Origin of the sequence: Halorientalis marina (assembly GCF_023028345.1) — an archaeon.
GTDB classification, from domain to species: Archaea; Halobacteriota; Halobacteria; order Halobacteriales; family Haloarculaceae; genus Halorientalis; species Halorientalis marina.
Map to the genome: position 1 here is coordinate 395,065 of NZ_CP095487.1, position 17,087 is coordinate 412,151.

At 71.0% G+C, this 17,087-nt stretch carries 15 protein-coding genes; 9 read left to right on the forward strand and 6 right to left on the reverse strand.

The features are described 5' to 3' along the window. Window positions 1-19 precede the first annotated feature (19 nt). Together MUG96_RS02120 and MUG96_RS02125 are read right to left on the reverse strand one after the other, a co-directional pair. On the reverse strand, window positions 20-1,444 hold the full coding sequence (locus tag MUG96_RS02120; protein WP_246986060.1) for an FAD-dependent oxidoreductase: 1,425 nt from the start codon (window positions 1,442-1,444) through the stop codon (window positions 20-22). A 95-nt stretch (window positions 1,445-1,539) separates the two neighbouring features. Then, a complete protein-coding gene (locus tag MUG96_RS02125) occupies window positions 1,540-2,223 on the reverse strand; it encodes a haloacid dehalogenase type II (RefSeq protein ID WP_246986062.1) in 684 nt (227 codons plus the stop codon). A 168-nt stretch (window positions 2,224-2,391) separates the two neighbouring features. Between MUG96_RS02125 and MUG96_RS02130 the strand changes: the two genes are divergently transcribed. After that, the gene (locus MUG96_RS02130) at window positions 2,392-2,604 is read left to right on the forward strand and encodes a hypothetical protein (RefSeq protein WP_246986064.1); all 213 of its coding nucleotides are present in this window, start codon (window positions 2,392-2,394) and stop codon (window positions 2,602-2,604) included. A 48-nt stretch (window positions 2,605-2,652) separates the two neighbouring features. Here MUG96_RS02130 and MUG96_RS02135 read toward each other — a convergent pair whose 3' ends face one another. Continuing rightward, the gene (locus tag MUG96_RS02135) at window positions 2,653-3,900 is read right to left on the reverse strand and encodes an iron-containing alcohol dehydrogenase family protein (RefSeq protein WP_246986066.1); all 1,248 of its coding nucleotides are present in this window, start codon (window positions 3,898-3,900) and stop codon (window positions 2,653-2,655) included. 99 nt (window positions 3,901-3,999) lie between these two features. Continuing rightward, window positions 4,000-4,389 (reverse strand): cupin domain-containing protein, encoded by a 390-nt coding sequence (locus MUG96_RS02140; protein ID WP_246986068.1) that lies wholly within the window; start codon window positions 4,387-4,389, stop codon window positions 4,000-4,002. 110 nt (window positions 4,390-4,499) lie between these two features. Here MUG96_RS02140 and MUG96_RS02145 point away from each other — a divergent pair, with 110 nt between their 5' ends. Further along, on the forward strand, window positions 4,500-5,843 hold the full coding sequence (locus MUG96_RS02145; protein ID WP_246986070.1) for an MBL fold metallo-hydrolase: 1,344 nt from the start codon (window positions 4,500-4,502) through the stop codon (window positions 5,841-5,843). A gap of 1 nt (window position 5,844) precedes the next feature. Here the strand turns inward: MUG96_RS02145 and MUG96_RS02150 are convergent, their stop codons facing one another. Continuing rightward, window positions 5,845-6,522 (reverse strand): YqjF family protein, encoded by a 678-nt coding sequence (locus MUG96_RS02150; RefSeq protein WP_246986072.1) that lies wholly within the window; start codon window positions 6,520-6,522, stop codon window positions 5,845-5,847. A gap of 88 nt (window positions 6,523-6,610) precedes the next feature. Here MUG96_RS02150 and MUG96_RS02155 point away from each other — a divergent pair, with 88 nt between their 5' ends. From MUG96_RS02155 to MUG96_RS02185, 7 genes are all read left to right on the forward strand, one after another. Then, window positions 6,611-7,591 (forward strand): phosphotransferase family protein, encoded by a 981-nt coding sequence (locus tag MUG96_RS02155; protein WP_246986074.1) that lies wholly within the window; start codon window positions 6,611-6,613, stop codon window positions 7,589-7,591. Between the two features lie 114 nt (window positions 7,592-7,705). Further along, the gene (locus tag MUG96_RS02160; RefSeq protein WP_246986076.1) at window positions 7,706-9,505 is read left to right on the forward strand and encodes a DUF7408 domain-containing protein; all 1,800 of its coding nucleotides are present in this window, start codon (window positions 7,706-7,708) and stop codon (window positions 9,503-9,505) included. After that, the gene (locus MUG96_RS02165; RefSeq protein ID WP_246986078.1) at window positions 9,505-11,838 is read left to right on the forward strand and encodes a VWA domain-containing protein; all 2,334 of its coding nucleotides are present in this window, start codon (window positions 9,505-9,507) and stop codon (window positions 11,836-11,838) included. The genes MUG96_RS02160 and MUG96_RS02165 overlap by 1 nt, the downstream gene beginning before the upstream one ends. Continuing rightward, window positions 11,835-12,497 carry a hypothetical protein gene (locus MUG96_RS02170; RefSeq protein WP_246986080.1) on the forward strand — a complete coding sequence of 221 codons (663 nt, stop codon included), beginning with the start codon at window positions 11,835-11,837 and terminating at the stop codon, window positions 12,495-12,497. The genes MUG96_RS02165 and MUG96_RS02170 overlap by 4 nt, the downstream gene beginning before the upstream one ends. After that, entirely contained in the window at window positions 12,490-13,329 is an 840-nt protein-coding gene (locus tag MUG96_RS02175) for a DUF7502 family protein (protein ID WP_246986082.1), read from the forward strand. The genes MUG96_RS02170 and MUG96_RS02175 overlap by 8 nt, the downstream gene beginning before the upstream one ends. After that, window positions 13,322-14,278, forward strand: coding sequence for an AAA family ATPase (locus MUG96_RS02180; protein WP_246986084.1), 957 nt, complete (start codon window positions 13,322-13,324; stop codon window positions 14,276-14,278). Before MUG96_RS02175 ends, MUG96_RS02180 begins: the two co-directional genes overlap by 8 nt. Continuing rightward, a complete protein-coding gene (locus MUG96_RS02185) occupies window positions 14,275-15,162 on the forward strand; it encodes a DUF58 domain-containing protein (protein WP_246986086.1) in 888 nt (295 codons plus the stop codon). Before MUG96_RS02180 ends, MUG96_RS02185 begins: the two co-directional genes overlap by 4 nt. Here MUG96_RS02185 and MUG96_RS02190 read toward each other — a convergent pair whose 3' ends face one another. Then, entirely contained in the window at window positions 15,163-17,052 is a 1,890-nt protein-coding gene (locus MUG96_RS02190; RefSeq protein ID WP_246986088.1) for an ABC1 kinase family protein, read from the reverse strand. Between the last annotated feature and the right edge of the window lie 35 nt (window positions 17,053-17,087).

The following is a 17,087-nucleotide window of genomic DNA, read 5'->3' on the forward strand; positions in this document are numbered from 1 at the left end:
GTCGCGACGGTCTCGCGGTTCAGAGTCGGCCGTGCAGGACCTTCGCCGCGACCAGCACCGGGTCCCAGACGGGGCTGAACGGCGGCGCGTACGCCAGGTCGGTCCGCTCCAGTTCGCCGACGGTCATGTCCCCTTCCAGCGCGGTGGCGAGGATGTCGATGCGGACGGCCGCGCGGTCGGTGCCGACGATGGTGCCCCCGAGCAGGCGCTCGCTCTCGCGGTCGGCGACGAGCGTGACCGTCGTCTCGGCCGCGCCGGGGTAGTAGCCCGAGCGCGACCCCGCCGTGATCGTCTCGCTGACGGGGTCGAACCCCGCCTCGGCGGCCGCCTCGGGGAGCAGTCCCGCGCGGCCACACTCCTGTTCGAAGGCCTTGACGACGGCGGTGCCCGCGATATCGCCGGTCGGCGTCGGGTCGCCCGCGACGGTCGCGCCGATGGCCCGGCCCGCGCGGTTCGCGGTCAGTCCCAGCGGGACCCACGCCGGTTCGCCGGTGACGGTGTGGCGATCCTCCGCGCAGTCGCCGGCGGCGTAGACGCCCTCGGTCGACGTTCGTCCGCGGTCGTCGGTCGAGATCGCGCCGCTCTCGCCGGTATCGATGTCGGTTCCCTCGACCAGGTTCGTGTTCGGCTCGACGCCCACGCCGACGACGGCCATGTCGATCTCCAGTTCCGTGCCGTCAGTGCACTCCAGGGCGGCGACCCGCCCGTCCGCGCCCCGGAGGCGGGCGACCTCGGTGTTCAGGTGGAGCGCCACGCCCTGCTCGCGGAGGTGGTCTTCGACGACCCCGGCGACGGCCTCGCCGAAGGGCGTGAGGACGTGTTCGGAACGCTGGAAGAGGTGGACGTCGAGGTCGTGGGCGGTGAGGGCTTCGGCCATCTCGACGCCGACGTAGCCGCCGCCGACGATGGCGACCGTTTCCGGGGGCTCCATCGCGCCGTACCGTTCGACCCGTTCGGCGTCGACGAACGCTTCGCCACCCACGTCCGCGAGCGCGTCCTCGGCGGGGTCGAGCAGGTACGCCCGCGCCGCGGCCGCCGCGTCGAGGCCGTGGATCGCGAATGCGCCGTCGCGGTCGCTCCCCTCGATCGGATCGGTCAGCGCGCGGGCGCCGGTCGCCAGCAGGAGGTCGCCGTACGGCTGCTCGTAGCGCTCGTCGTCCCCCTCGACGGTCACCGTCTCGGCATCGGTGTCGACGGCGACGACCTCGTGGCCGCGGTGCAGGTCGATGTCCCGCTCCGCGATATCCTCGGGCGTCAGCGAGAGCAGGTCCTCCAGCTTGTCCACCTCGCCTTTGACGAAGTACGGTTCCCCGCAGTGGGCGTAGGAGACCCACTGCCCCTTCTCGAAGACGACGACCTCGCGGTCGGGGGCCTCGCGTTTGCACTTGCTCGCGGCGCTCAGGCCGGCCGCGTCACCGCCGACGACGACGAACGGGTCGGGCATGGCTCCCACGTCGTCGCCCAGTCCTAAAGGTCTCACCTGAGTCGGGGGTAACCCCGCGGGAGCGGGGGGCCGAGCGAACCGTCGGCCCGCCCGCCTCACACCCCGAGTTCCTCGGCGAGGTCGTAGAAGGTCTCGACGGTGAGGTCGGGTTCGGGACCGAACGGTTCCCACGGACTCGCCTTCCGGTCGACCCACGCGGCCTGCATCCCGGCGTGCTGGGCGCCGACGACGTCGAACCACCCGGCGGTGACGTGGACGATCTCGTCGATGGGCGTCCCCGTCCGGGCGGCGGCGTGCCGATAGATTTCGGCGTCGGGCTTGAACGTCTCCACCTCGTCGGCGCTGATCGTGTCCTCGATGATGTCGCCGATGTCGGCGTGGTCGACCATCGAATCGAGCATCGCTGGGTTGCCGTTTGAGACGACGTAGCAGTCGTAGCCGCCCTCGCGGAGTCGCTCGATGCCGTCACGCACGTCGTCGAACACGTCGAGTTCGTGGTAGACAGCCAGTATCTCGTCGCGTTCCTCGGTCGAGACGTCGACGCCGTGGGCGTCGAGCGCGTACTGGAGCGCGTCGCGGTTCATCTCGTAGAACGGCTGGTAGGCGTCGATGGCGTTGGCGACGAACGTGTAGGCCAGCGACCGCGACCGCCACAACCGCGACACCGGTTCGGGGTCGTCGACGCGGTCCGCGAGCGCTTTCTCGGCCGCGTCCACGTCCACCAGCGTACTGTACGAGTCGAAGGTGACGGTCGTCACGCGGTCCGGATCGAAAGGCATCGTCCCCTGACCACGACCGACAGCCACCTAAACGCTTGCCCCGCTCGCGACCTCCCTGGACGGACGGTCTTTTCAGCCCGTGAAAGAGCCTATATAAACCCCGCTTCAGGCGATGAAAAGACTGGTCCGTGTTTATGTGGGTGTCGCGCTACCGTCGCAGTAGCACTCATGACTGACCCCAAGTCGCGTGATACCGAGGCCGTACCGACGACGGCGTTCCTGCCGGACCACCTGGTCGCCGGCGGGAACGCCGGCATCGAGGCGGCCGCGGCCGACGAGCCGACGGACGACGAATCGGACGACGAGACCGACGCCACGAGCGAGTTCTGTCGCTCCTGGCGGAGCCACCTCTCCGGGTCGGACCGGAAGACCCCGTTCTGACCTGCCCGGCCACTCTCTCTCTCACTTTCTCTCTCGCCTCGCTGCCGCTCACCAGGCCGCGTCGAGGACCCGTTCTATCGCGTCCGTGTCCGGATCGTAGCCCGGCGGCCCGTTCGCCATGAAACTGTCCTCGACGACTGCCGTCGCAACCTCGGGGAGCGCGTCGCGGTCGGTTCCCTCGACGTCACGGAGCCGCGCGGGGAGGCCGAGCGCGTCGCGGACCTCGGCCACCGCGTCGACGACGGCCGCCGCCGGGTCGTCGGCGTCGTCCACGCCGAGCGCCGCCGCGAGCAGGTCCCGTCGCCCGTCGACCGCCTCGAAGATGTGCTTGAGGACGTGGGGGACCATCACGGCGTGGGCCGTCCCCTGTTGCATCCCGAACGCGTGTCTGAGACCGTGGCCGAAGGCGTGGACGACCGAGACGGTCATCTCGTCCGGCCGGGAGATACCGTACTGGACGAGGAGGTACCCCTCGACGACGCGGTCGAGTGCGGCGTCGGGGTCGCGCTCGTCGCGCCCGCTTCCGTCGGCGCTCTCGTCGTCCCCGCCCTCGCCGGCCCAGGCGAGCAGCCCCTCGCGCATGACTCCGAGCCCTCGCATCGCGGTGGCGTCGGTGACGGGCGTCGCCGTCGCGGCGTAGAGCGTCTCGACTCCCTTGTCGAAGCCGTTCAGTGCCGACCCGGCGAGGACGCCGGCGGGCGTGGTCGCGAACAGGTCGGCGTCGAAGACGACCGTCGCCGGCATCAGCCGCTGGTCGTAGCAGGCGCCGCCGACCTCGGTTTCGACGAACCCCTCGTCGGGCGTCGCGGTGATGCCGGCAATCGTCGAGAGGTCCGCGCCGGCCAGCGTCGTCGGCACGGCCACGAGCGGCGGCGTCGATCCCGCCACCGGCAGCAGGCCGCTGGCCTCGAACTCCGCGGCCATCGTCTCGGGGTCGTCGTCGGCCGCGGCCAGTGCGGCGATTCCCTTCGCGATGTCCAGACTGCTCCCGCCGCCGACGGCCACCAGCGCGTCCGCGTCGGCGGCCTCCATCGCCCGCAGACCGTCCACGGCCGTCGAGAACCGCTTCTCGGGCGTCGTCTCCGCGAACACGTCGGCGAGGCGGTCGCCCAGGCCCGCCCGGACCGGGTCCATCACGGCGTCGGTCGTCCCGACGGTTCGGCCGGTGACGACGAGCGCGCGGTCACAGCCCAGCGTCGCCACCTCCGACCCGAGGTCGGCGGTCCGGCCGCGGCCACAGGTCAGCACGGGTGAGTCGTAGTCGAAGCGAAACGAACGGTCGCGGTCCCCTGTCATGCAGACGGGGTCGGGCGCCGACCACTTAGCGCTGGCGCGGGGCCGAGCGCGCCCGTCCACCCCTCGTCGGCGCTCCTCGGTTCGACCGCGCTCCGCCCGTCACCCGTCGTCCGGCTCGTATGGCTGGGCGTCGTCGACCGAGGGGGCACCCATCGCCAGCGCCCGGACGGGCTCGTCGGCGTCCGCGGGATTGTACGCCCGCTGTGGATTGCCCGGCTCGACCACGAACGCCTGGTCTCTCTCGACGACGAACTCCTCGTCGGGCGTCTCGACGTGGAGTCGCCCGTCGAGGACGTAGAAAACCTCGACCTGCTCGTCGTGGAAGTGGTAGCTGAGACCGAACTGCTCGCCGGGGTCGGCCTCGTAGACGCGCAGGCCGAGCGGCGAGTCCTGGTAGTCCAGGCCCGCGGCGGTACTGATCGAGCGCACGTCCACGGGGCGGTCGTCCCACTGTTCGAGGTCGGCCGGGTCGATGCGGTGATAGCCCATACCACGGCCAAGGCGTCCCTGCCACGTCAGCCTTTGCCGTCCGGGTGTGGCGCGCCTCGGCCCGCGCCGAACCGACGGACCCAAACGGGCCGCCCCGATAGGGTGTGACGATGGATATCCGGTTTCTGGGCGGCGCGGGCGAGGTCGGTCGCAGCGCGATCCTCGTCGACGACCGACTCCTGCTCGACTACGGCACGAAGACGGCCACGCCACCCCAGTTTCCGGTGGACTCGGTCGACCCCGAGGCGGTCGTGGTCTCTCACGGCCACCTCGACCACGCCGGGTCGGTCCCCTCCCTCCTGTCGGGCGACCGCCGCCCGCCGATTCACTGGACGCCGCCGACCCGCGAGCTGACGCTCACGCTGGCACGGGACACGCTCAAACTCCACGGCGTCTCCGGGAGCGGAGCGACCGGAGGCTCGCGGCGGCGAAGCCGACGCGGCGGCACCTACGATTGCCCGTTCACGGAGGAAGAGGTCCGCCGAGTCACGCAGGTCTCCGAGACCCACGGTTATCGGGAGCCGTTCGAGGCGGCCGGCTACGAGGTCACGTTCTACGACGCCGGCCACATCCCGGGCAGCACCCATGTGCTCGTCGACGATGGGGAGACCCGTCTGCTCTACACCGCCGATTACCACACCGACGACCACCGCGGGAGTGACGCTCCCGCGAGCCGCACGGATCGGCACGGGGAGCCGATCCGTGGACAGCGCCTCGTCGCGGGCACCACCGCCCGTCCGGACGCCGACGTGGTCATCACGGAGAGCACGTACAGCGACGTGGACCACGAGCCCCGCGAGACCGTCGAGGAGCAGTTCGCCGAGAGTGTGAAGACGACTCTCTGGGAGGGCGGGACGGTGGTCGTCCCAGCTTTCGCCATCGGCCGGACCCAGGAGATGCTCCTGATCTGTGCGGCCCACGACATCCCCTGCTACGTCGACGGAATGGGAACCGACGTGACGAAGATGCTGCTGCGCCACCCCGAGTTCGTCCGCGACGCAGACGCCCTCCAGCGGGCCAAGTCCCATGCCCGCTTCGTGACGGGCCGGGACGGCCAGCGGAAACGCATCGCGGAACAGAACGCCGCCATCGTCACCACGAGCGGGATGCTCTCCGGAGGTCCTGCGATGACGTACGTGCCCGAAATCAGGGACCGGCCGGTGAACAAGATCACGATGACCGGCTACCAGGTCGAGGGCACGCCCGGCCGGGAACTGCTCGACACCGGCAGCGCCGAGATCGACGGCCGCGTCATGCCCGTCGCCGCCCAGGTCGAGAGCTACGACTTCTCCGCCCACGCCGACCGCGACGGTCTCCGGGCGTTCCTCGCCTCTTACCGGGAGACACCCGTCCTCGTCAACCACGGCGACCGCTGTGGGGACTTCGCCGACGAACTCGTGGCCGAGGGGTACGACGCCACCGCGCCCGACCTCGGCGAGACGGTCTCGATCTGACTCACTCGATGGACGTGGGTCGTCCCGTCGTCGACTCGAACCGGGGGCTGTAGTGGAACGTCGGCGGGCCGTCCGGCTCGGGGAGGCCGGCGGCCGCCGGGAGCGTGTTCGTCCGGAGTTCGGCTTCGGCGTCGGCGAGTCGCCACGGGTCGCGTTCGATCTCGCCGACCGCGAGGCCCCCCTCGCGCTCGACGTAGTAGCGGTGGCGTTCGATCAGGAAGTCCGCGAGCGAGCCCGGTTCGGCGGGCGAGGGGTCGCCCGCGGGCCGGTACCGGACGTCGAAGCGGGCCCCGTCGCGCCGCCGTCGCGACCGGACGACGACCGTCTCCCCGCGGCGGCGCACCTCGCTGTCGGCGGCGTGGAAGGGGAGCGACCAGACCCGCGCGCCGGCGCGGGCGGCGAGCGCGTCGCCGGCGTCCAGCGAGTGGAAGTAGACGCCGAGGTCACCGTCGTGGGTCACGTACGTCCGGAGATTGATCTGCGCGAACGGGCGTGTGGGCGACCGGACCGGCCCGAGTTCGACGCCGGTCATCTCCAGCACGACGACGGTGAGCCACGCGCGCCCGTCGTGGGTCGCGACCGAGAGGCCGTCGGGGACGACTGAATCGACGGCGGCAGGGGCCACGGGCCAGTGAGCGAACAGCACGTCGCGGGCGGTGACGGCGAGCGGACCGCGCATCGTCCTCGCCAGGGGTTCGACGGGCTTCAATCCCGCGCGTCGGTCCCGGGCACAACGGATAAGCGGCCGTCGCCCGTACCGCGGTGGCATGGTCGACGAGTCGGTGGTGCGTGCCGCACTCGCCGGGATTCTGCCCGACGCCACGGCGGCCGACATCGAGGCCGCGCCCTGGGGCAACACGAAACGGACGGCGCTGGTGACGCTTTCCGACGGCCGCGAGGTGGTCGTCCAGTACCGCGCCAGCGACCGCGGCGGACTGGCGACGGAGGCCGAACTCACCCGCGCCATCGGCGAGCGGACGGACGTTCCCACCCCCGTCGTCCTCGGGTGCCAGCGGGTCGACGAGTACGCGGCCGTCGTGACCGCGCGGGTTCCCGGCCGCGATCTCCACGAGCGGTTCGAGGTCTTGCCGCCCGACCGCCGGGCGGCGCTGGTCCGTACGCTCGGCCGGCACCTCGCGGCCGTCCACGATGCCTTCCGGTTCTCGGGATACGGGCCGGTCACGTCCCGGGACGAGGGGTTCGCCGTGGCCGACCCCGAGCGTGACTGGCGGGCCTGGCTGAGCGACTTCCTCGGGCGCGCGCTCGGCCGGCTCGACGGGCCGCTCGCGCCCCTCGCCGCGCCCATACAGAGGGCGTTCGACCGACACCGCGACCGCCTGCCGGCGGCGCCGCCGGCCCACCTGTTCCCGTGGGATTTCCGGCCGGGGAACGTCATCGTGGCCGGCGTGGACTCGGCGATCACGGCCGTCCTCGACTGGGGCGACCCGCTCGCCGCCGCACGCGGCCTCTCGGTGGCGAAAGCCGCCTTCCTCGTCGCGGACTGGTACGCCGACGACCACGCGGCCGACCGACTCCGCGAGGCCTTCCACGCCGGCTACCGGGCACGGCTGTCGCTCCCCGACGACTTCGAGCGCACGCGCCCGCTCTACCGCCTCGTCGCCGTCGTGGCCGCCGCGGTCGACTCCCGCGGACAGGTCACCCGCCCCCGCTTCCCGATGGTCCCCGACGAGGAAGCCGTGACCTTCCACCGACGACACCTCCGGGCCGTCCTCGACCGCCTGGACTGACCGGCGACGGACCGTGACGACAGTGGCAGGCAGTACCATGGACGCGCTCGAACGCTCCGCCGCAGTTATACCCCTGCGCTAATTACGAGGAAGCGAATATCCGATCTCCGATACATGGCATCTGCCTCTCTCGCCCTCCCGCTCGGTCTGCTCGGTCTGCTCGCGCTCGTTCCCCTGATCGTGCTGTACCTGATCCAGCCCGATCCCCGGCGGGTCGAACTGCCGACGATGCAGTTCCTCGCCGAGGACCCCGACGAGGGCGGCGCGAACCCAATCGTCGAGCGCCTCCGCCGGAACCTCCTTTTCCTGTTGCAGGTGCTCGCCATCGTCCTGCTGGCGCTTTCGCTGGCCTCGCCGTACGTGTTGACGACACAGGCCGCGAGCGCCCAGCAGACGGTCGTCGTGGTCGACGCGAGCGCGAGCATGGCGACCGAGAGTGGCGACGGCGCGCGGTTCGCGGCGGCACGCGAGCGCGCGAAGGATAACGTCGGGACGCCGACGACGGTCGTCGTCGCCGGCGCGAACACGCGAACCGCGGCGACCGACGTACAACCCGGCGAGGCACGGAGCGTCATCGACGACCTCTCGCCGACGGACGCGCCGGCCGACCTGCGCGGTGCCATCGCCCGCGCGTCGTCGCTGACCGGCTCCCAGGGACGGGTCGTCGTCGTCAGCGACTTCGCGACCGACGACGACTGGCAGTCGGCCGTCCAGGCCGCTCGCGCCCGCGGTGTCGACGTGGCCCTCGAACAGGTCGGGCAGGGTGCCACGTCGAACGTCGGCATCGTCGACCGTCGGTTCGCGAACGAGCGGGTGCTTCTCTCGGTGCGGAACACCGGCCCGTCGGCCGCCGAACGGACGGTTTCACTCGGCGGCGCGTCGCGGTCGGTGTCGCTCCAGCCCGGCGACGTGACCACAGTGGCTTTCCCCATGCCGGCCGAGAGCACGACGGCCGAACTCTCGCCGGGGGACGGCTTCCGGGCCGACGACGTGGCCCACGTCACCGTCCCCGAGAAACAGCGGTTGCGGGTGCTCCTCCTGACGAACCGCGAGGATCGGTACCTGCGCACCGCGCTGTCGGTCAACCCCGCCGTTGAGCTGACCGTCGCGCGCCCGCCGGCCCCCAACGTCGGGCGCGACTTCGACGTGGTCCTGTTCAGCGGCGTCGACCGCTCGCGGCTCCTCCAGACGACCATCGACAAGAGCCGCGACGTGCTGGAGTCGGGCGGCGGCGTCGGCATCCAGGCCCAGTCGGACCTCGGGCGGGTCGGCTACGGCGACCTCCTGCCGGTCCAGCCCCGCGGGGTCACGAACACCTCCGGCATCGGTCGCATCGGGCAGGACCGACTGACCCGTGGGTTCGACTTCCCGGCACCGGACCGGCACCTCCGGGCCAACGTGACCCGGGGGACGGCGCTGGTGGAGACCGAGGACGGCTCGCCGCTTTTGGCGACCGCCCGCCGGTCCGGCGGCCGCGTCCTCTACTACGGCTACCTGCCCGACGAGCCGGCCTTCCGGTACGGCTACCGCTACCCGGTCTTCTGGAAGACGGCGACGGACTGGCTCGGCGGGCGCGCCTCGCTGTCGGACCTCAACAGCCGGACCGGCGAGACCTTCGAGCTGTCGAACCGGACGACCGTCCAGACGCCGACGGGCGAACGGACGGGGGCCGAGATCCGGCTCGACGCCGTCGGGGTCTACACCGCCGGTGACCGGCGGACCAGCGCGAGCCTGCTCGACGCCCGCGAGTCGAACGTGACGGCGCCGGTCCTCGACGTGGCGCCGGGCGGGCGCAACGAGAGCGCGACCGCCGGCTTCCAGGTCCGCCAGGACCTCACGCCCGTCGCCCTCCTGCTCGTGCTCGCGATCGTCCTCGGTGAGATCGGCTACCTCTACTACAGGGGTGACGTGTGATGGCGGTCGAGTTCGCCGTCGCCGGCCTGCGCGCGGGCCTCGAACGGCCGCTGGTCCTGCTCGCGTGGCCCGTGCTCGTGGGACTGCTCGGCTACCTGCTCCTGCGGTCCCGCGAGCGCGCCACCTTCGACCGCCGGAAGCGGACGCTCGTGTTCGCCGGCCGGGTGGTCGTGGTCACGCTGCTGGTGTTCGGCGCTGCCGGGCCGTTCACGGTCGCCGAGCGGGAGGTGACGGGCGACCCGACGGTGACGATGCTCGTCGACCGCTCGGCGAGCATGGCGGTCACGGACAACGTCTCCGGACAGCTGACCTCGGCCATCGAAGAGGAGGGCCTGACGGTCGACACGCGACAGATCGGGTCGGGGCCGCGCTCACCCGTCGGCGACGGCGTCGCGAGCGCGCTCCGGGAGAACGGGAGCGTCCTCGTCGTCTCGGACGGGCGGGTGACGCGCGGCCGCTCGCTCGACGAGGCGACGACCATCGCGACCCAGGTCAACGCCACGGTCAACGCCGTCCAGCTGGAGACGACCGAGACCGAGCGGGCGGTCCGCATCCAGGGGCCGGCCAAGACCAGCACCGGCGTCGACAACACCTTCCTGGTCGCCGTCACCGGGACGGAACTGGACGACAGCAACGCCACGGTCACCGTCTCCGTCGACGGCGAGGAGGTGGCGACACGCGAAATCGCGGGGAGCGGCGCCGTCGGCATCAATCGCTCGTTCGCCGAGACCGGGAGCCACCGCATCACCGCCCGGATCGGCGGCGGGGACACCTTCGCGCGCAACGACGTGTACCGGAAGACGGTGCGGGTGGTCGAGCCGCCCGAAGTCCTCTACGTCGCCCGCGGCGACTACCCCCTGGAGGACTACCTCCGGCGGCTGTACGACGTGGACCGCGTCGACTCGGTTCCCGACGACCTCTCGGGCTACTACGCCGTCGTCATGCAGGACGTGGCCGCCGAGGACGTGGGCAACACGGCCGCGCTCCAGCGCGCGGTCATCAACGGAACGGGGCTGGTGACCGTCGGCGGCCCCAACGCCTACGAGTTCGGCGGCTACCGCGGCAGTTCGCTGGAGGGGATGTTGCCGGTCACGGTCGGCGAGGGCGGGCGGACCGCCCGGATCGTCTTCGCCATCGACATCTCCGGGAGTACCCGGGGGACGCTGTCGGTCCAGCAGGCGCTCGCGCTCGACGCGCTCGACCAGCTCGACGACCGCAATCAGGTCGGCGTGGTCGCGTTCAACCGGAACGCCTACGCCATCTCGCCGCTCCAGGGGCTCGACTCCGCCCGGCCCGACCTCATCCGGCAGATCCGCCGCCTCAACAACGAGGGCGGGACCGACGTGAGCGCCGGCATCGAGGGCGGGATGCAGATGCTCGGCAACAGCGACGGGACGGTCGTCTTGCTCACCGACGGGCAGACGCAGGTGGGCGACCCCGTCGCGGCCGCCCAGCGGGCTGCGAACCGGAACGTCCGCGTCATCCCCATCGGCGTCGGCCGGGACGTCAACGGTCGCCTGCTCCGGGAAGTCGCCCGCGCCGGCGACGGGACGTACCTCCAGGCCGACGAGACGAACAAGCTCCGCATCTTCTTCGGCGGCGAGTCCCGCCAGTACCAGGGCGGCGGCCTCACCGTCGTCGACGGGAACCAGTTCATCACCCGCGGGGTCACTCTCGAATCCACGCCCGGTGCCGTCAACGCCGTGGCGACGAAAGACCGCGCGGACTTCCTCGTAGCCGGCCCGACCGGCACCCCGGCCATCGCCGCCTGGCGGTTCGGACTCGGGCGCTCGGTGTCGATCACCGCCTACGACCAGGACGGGACGCTCGGCGGCCTCCTCTCCCCGCCGGACTCGCTGGCGGTCACGAAATCGGTCAACTGGGCCATCGGTGACCCCGAGCGCCTCGAATCCGGCGTCACGGAGGTCTCGGACGGCCGCGTCGGGGAGCCCCTGGAAATCACCTACGACGGGACCGACCGCCCGAGCGGCGACGGCGTCGCCTTCTCCCGGGTCGGCGAGGAGACCTTCCGCGCGACGCTCGTCCCCGACGAACCGGGCTACCGGACGGTGCTCGACGCCACCTTCGCCGTCAACTATCCGGCAGAGTATGCCGGATTCGGGCCCTCCTCGTCGTTGCGGGACGTCGTCGCGGCCACGAACGGGACGGTCTACGCGCCGGACCAGGCCGCGGAAATCGCCGAGGAAGTCCGTCGGCGGGCCGACGAGGTGCGGACGGTCCGGGACGGCTGGACGTGGTTGGCCCTGACTCTGGGGCTTCTCGTCTACCTGACGGAGGTCTGTCTCCGTCGCTACGACAGGATCAAAGCATGATCGGAACGAGACTCAACACGGCGCTCGTGGTGCTCGTCGGGCTGGCGGTCGTCGGGACCGCCGGCGCGACGCTGTTCTACGAGCAACGCGTCGACAGTGCTCGCCAGCAGACCGAAGCGGTCCGCGAGGAGAAACAGGAACTCAACGCGACCCTCCAGCAGACCCGCCAGGAGCTGGAAGCCAGCCGCGAACGGCTTCGGGAGATCAATTCGAGCTCGCAGACGCGCCAGACCGACCTCTCCGATCTCGCGGAGTCTCTGAACACGACGGAGTCGCGACTGGAGGGGCTCCAGGAGAACCTGACGGAGACGCGCTCGGCCCTCGCCGACGCCCGGGAGCGCGTCGACGAACTCGAAGGGGAGAACGAACAGCTCTCCTCGACGGTCAGCGACCTGCGCGAGGAGAACCGACAGCTCCAGAGCCAGACCTCCGACTTCCGTGAGCGCGTCCGGGACCTCCAGCGGCGCAACGAGGCGCTGAACGACGCCCTGGACCAGCGTTCGGCCCTGCTTACCGAGAAAAACGGGACGATAGCCGATCTCGAAGGCGACCGGGAGGTAGCCACGGACGACGTGAACTACTTCTGTACACAGGTCGACGCGCAAAACAAGACGGAGCGGATGGACACCATCTGCGACCGCCCACTCTACGATGACTGACGACACCGACGACATCGGCCGGGTCGAAGCGGCGGTCAGAGAGATCCGCCGCGAGGGGTACAAGGCCGCCGCCCTCCACGCGACCGTCGACGGCGTGGCCGCGTTCCTCCTCGTCGAACTCGCCGGGATCGTCGCGCCAGTCGAACCGCCGGCCGTCGGCCCCGTCACGGTCGCGACCGTCGCCGCCGCCGTCGTCGGCCTGGCGGTCGTCGTCGGCGAGTTCTGGACGCGGACCCGGTTTTATACTGTCGAGCGGTTCGAGGCGGACAACCCGGCCGTGGCGGGCGCGCTCCGGACCGCCCGGGACGCCGCCGAGGCCGGCAACGAATCGCCGATGGCCCGCCGGCTCTACGAGGACGTGACCGACCGGCTCTCGGAAACCTCCAGCCTCGGGTTCGTCCAGATCCCCTGGCTCGCGGTGAGCGTCGTCCTCGTGTTCGCCGTCGGCTTCGCCGTCGTCAACGCGGCGGCGGTCGGCTTCGTCATCGGCGGCGTCGGCGAGAACGCGACCGACGACGGCTCGACGCCCTTTGGCGGCGACCCGAACGCCGGCGAGAACGACACGACGGAACTCCAGGACGGGAGCGACGTGCTCGGCCGGGTCAAACCCGTCAACTCGGGGGAGAAAGAGATCGGCGCGAACGTCTCCGGCGCGAGCGGCGGCGACCAGGGCGACGACACGGACAACGACTACGCCAACCGCGGTCTACCCGAGGATGCAGACGGCATCGGTGCCGAGCGGGCGGGCTTCTCGGAAGGCGACGAGGTCGACGACGCCGACCTCATCCGCGAGTACAATCTGCGCCTCCAGGCGCGTGACGACGATGAGTGATGACCAACTCGATACCGACCAGGTGGACCAGATTCAAGACAGGATCGCGGCGGCCCGCGAGCAGGTACAACGCCGGATCGTCGGCCAGGACGCCGTCATGGACCAGGTGCTCGCGGTGATGCTCGCCGACGGCAACGCCCTGCTCGAGAGCACGCCCGGCCTCGGGAAGACCATGCTCGTCCGCACCCTCGCGGACGTGACCGACCTCTCGTTCAAACGCATCCAGAACACGCCGGACCTGATGCCAAGCGACATCACCGGCACCGAAATCATCCGCGAGACGCCCGACGGCGGCCGCGAGTTCGTCTTCGAGAAAGGCCCCGTCTTCGCCAACGTCGTGCTGGCCGACGAGATCAACCGCGCGACGCCGAAGACCCAGGCCGCGCTGCTGGAGGCGATGCAGGAACGCCAGGTCACCGCCGGCGGCGAGACGCGGAAGCTCCCGGACCCCTTCTTCGTGCTGGCGACGCAGAACCCCATCGAACAGGAGGGAACCTATCAGTTACCTGAGGCTCAACAGGACCGCTTCCTGGCGAAGGTGCTCGTCGATTTCCCCGACCGCGATGCCGAGCGCGAGATCGTCGACCGCTACACGGGGCGGCTGGACGACGACATCCCGGTCGAGCGGGCGCTGTCCCGCGACGCGCTGGTCCGTGCCCAGGAACTCGTCCGGCAGGTCCCCATCGCCGAGGACCTGCGGGACTACGCCATCGACGTGGTGCGCTCGACGCGGGAGGCCGACCGCCTGGAGTACGGCGCCAGCCCGCGGGCGAGCATGGGCCTGGTCGTCACCGCGAAAGCCCGCGCGTTCATGGAGGGGCGCAACCACGTCGCCGAGGAGGACATCGAGGCGATGGCCCGGCCGGTCCTCCGGCACCGCGTCATCGTCGACTTCCGGGCCGAACGCGAGGGCGTCACCGCGGACGACGTGGTCGGCGACCTGCTATGATCGACCCCGGCTTCCTCGACGAGCTGGCACGCTTCGACGCGTCGCTCCAGCGTCGGGTGAACGCCGAGTTGCAGGGCGAACAGCGGTCGACGGAGGTCGGGGAGGGGCTCACGTTCAGCGACCACCGGCGCTACTCGCCGGGCGACGACACGCGCCTGCTCGACTGGCGCGTCTACGCTCGCACCGACGAACTCTACATCAAGCAGTTCGAGGCCGAGCGCAACCTCACCGTCCACGTGCTGCTGGACGCGAGCGCGTCGATGGACTACGGCGCCCGCGGCGGCACCGAGGACGCCGAAGAGCGCGGCCCGACACACAAGTTCGAGTACGGCGCGAAACTCGGCCTGGGCTTCGCGGCGCTGGCGGCCGACGAACACAACGACTTCCGCTTCTCGCTGTTCCGGGACACCCACGAGCGCATCGACCGGAACCGCTCGACACAGGGGGAGGTGCTGGCGCTGATCGACCGCCTCAACGAGACGGAGCCCGACGGCGAGACGGACTTCCAGCGGGCGCTCGAGGACTACGCCACGACCATCGACTCGAAGTCGCTGGTGCTGGTCGTCAGTGACTTTCTCGGGGACCCCGACGCCATCGAGGCGGGGCTGGCGGCGCTGTCGCGCAACGACGTGACGCTCGGCCACGTCGTCGAGCCGACCGAGCGCGACCCGGACGTACGCGGCGAGGCCATCGTCACCGACCCCGAGCGGGACGCGCGCTTCCGGACCTACTTCGGGTCGCGACTGGTCGACCGGTACAACGACCGGCTGACCGACCACATCGGGGCCATCGAGGCGGCGGCCGAACGCCTCGCACTCCGCCACGAACTGGTCGACACCGGCCAGGACTTCTTCGACTCCTTCGGCCAGGTCTGGGTCGAGTAGTCAGTCGCGTACGCTCCCGGGCGAGGCGTCCCGGTCGGGGCCGTCGCCGGTCCCGAAGCCGCTCTCGAGGTCCACCTCGCCGACGGCACTGCCCTCGCTGTTTGCCGGGCGTTCGTCGCCCTCGCGTGCCCGGAGGTTCTGTCGCGTGAACTGCGGTTCCGCGCGGATGCCCGACCGCCGGCGGAGCGAGCGGGCGGCGAGCAACAGTGAGAGGGGGGCACCGAGCGCGGCGGCGGCCGCGGCCGTCGGCTCGCCCCCGACGAACAGCACGAGCGCGGCGAAGACGAACGCGACGAACGCCAGCCCGTAGACGATCTGGCCGGTCAGCGCGTCGACGATGCCGTCCTCGTCGGCGATGGCCGTCCGGACGGTGACCGACTCCCGCTCGAAGCGGTCGAGGACGGCCTCCAGTTTCGGCGGCGTCCGCACCAGCGCGCCCACGGCCGCCCCGAGTTCGTCGCCTACGGACTCGACGGCCTGCCGGACCCCTTCCTGTGCGTGGCCCTGCTCGCGGACGTACTCGGTGATGACCTCGATGAGGTCCATCTCCGGGTCGAGGGTCCGGGCGACCCCTTCCAGAACCGTCGTCACGCGGACGATGAGCGCGAGGTCCTGGGGGAGCCGGAGGGGGAACTCGTACAGCTCCCGCTGGAACTGGGCGACCAGCTGCTGGACGCGGTACTCGTCGACGCCCTGCCCGCGGAAGCTCTCGAAGACGACCTCGAACAACTCGCGCATCAGCTCGCGGTCGGCGGTCGGGTCGAGCGCCCCCATCGCGGTGAAGGCGTCGATGACGCCGTCGATGTCGTTGCGGGCGATGGCGACGTAGAAGTCGAAGATCTGGTCTTGCAGGCGGTCGTCGATGGTTCCCGTGATGCCGAAGTCGTAGAAAACGAGCGTGCCGTCGTCCTGCACCGCGAGGTTCCCGGGGTGGGGGTCGGCGTGGAACACGCCGTGTTCGAGCACCATCTCGATGTAGGCCTCCTGGAGGCGCTCGACCAGCGCCACCCGGTCGACCCCCTTCGCGTCGAGGGTCTCGACGTCGGTTATCTTCGTCCCGCCGACGTACTCCATGGTGAGCACTCGCTCGCCCGAGTAGGCGTCGAGCGCGCGGGGAATCCGGATCATCGGGTCGTCGGCGAAGTTCTCGCGGACGGTGTGGAGCATCCGGCGCTCGTGGACGTAGTCCATCTCCTCGCGGATGGTGGCGGCGAACTCGTCGGCGAGGTTCTCCAGGGTGAACGCCTGTCCCGGCTTGGCTCCCCGAATCAAGAGTGGGGTGAGCGCCTCGATCACCCGGAGGTCGGCCTCGACGCGCTTCCGGATGTTCGGCCGGAGGACCTTCACCGCCACCTGCTCGCCGTCGACCTCGGCGGTGTAGACCTGCCCGAGGCTCGCGCCGCTGATCGGCTCGGTGTCGAACCCGTCGAAGACGTCGTCGACTGGGCCGAGCTCCGCCTCGACGATGGGACGAACCCGCTCCCAGTCGGCCGGCGGGACCCGGTCCTGTAACCGCGAGAGGACGGCGATGTACGGCCCCGGGAGCACGTCCGGCCGGGTCGAGAGGATCTGTCCGACCTTGATAAACGTCGGCCCGAGGGCGATGAGGGTATCGAGCAGGCGCTGGGCGCGGGCGACCTGCCCTTCGGTGTCGACCTCGCGGGAACGTCCGAAGAGGAGAAACCGGCGCCGGTCCCGCAGGTAGGTCAGGGAAAGCGGCAGGAAGCGCGCGACGACGACGAGAAGCCGCCAGGCAACCCGGAGGCGGAGCCAGGACACGTCGGCGCCCGGGGACGGGGCCGCGGCCCCGGCCGACCCCGCGCGGCCCGTCGTCTCGACGACCGGTTCGGTCCCCGCTTCCGGTCCGTCCGCCCGCTGCGTATCGGCCATCGACGCCGAGTAGGGGCGCGGAACGGATGGGCGTG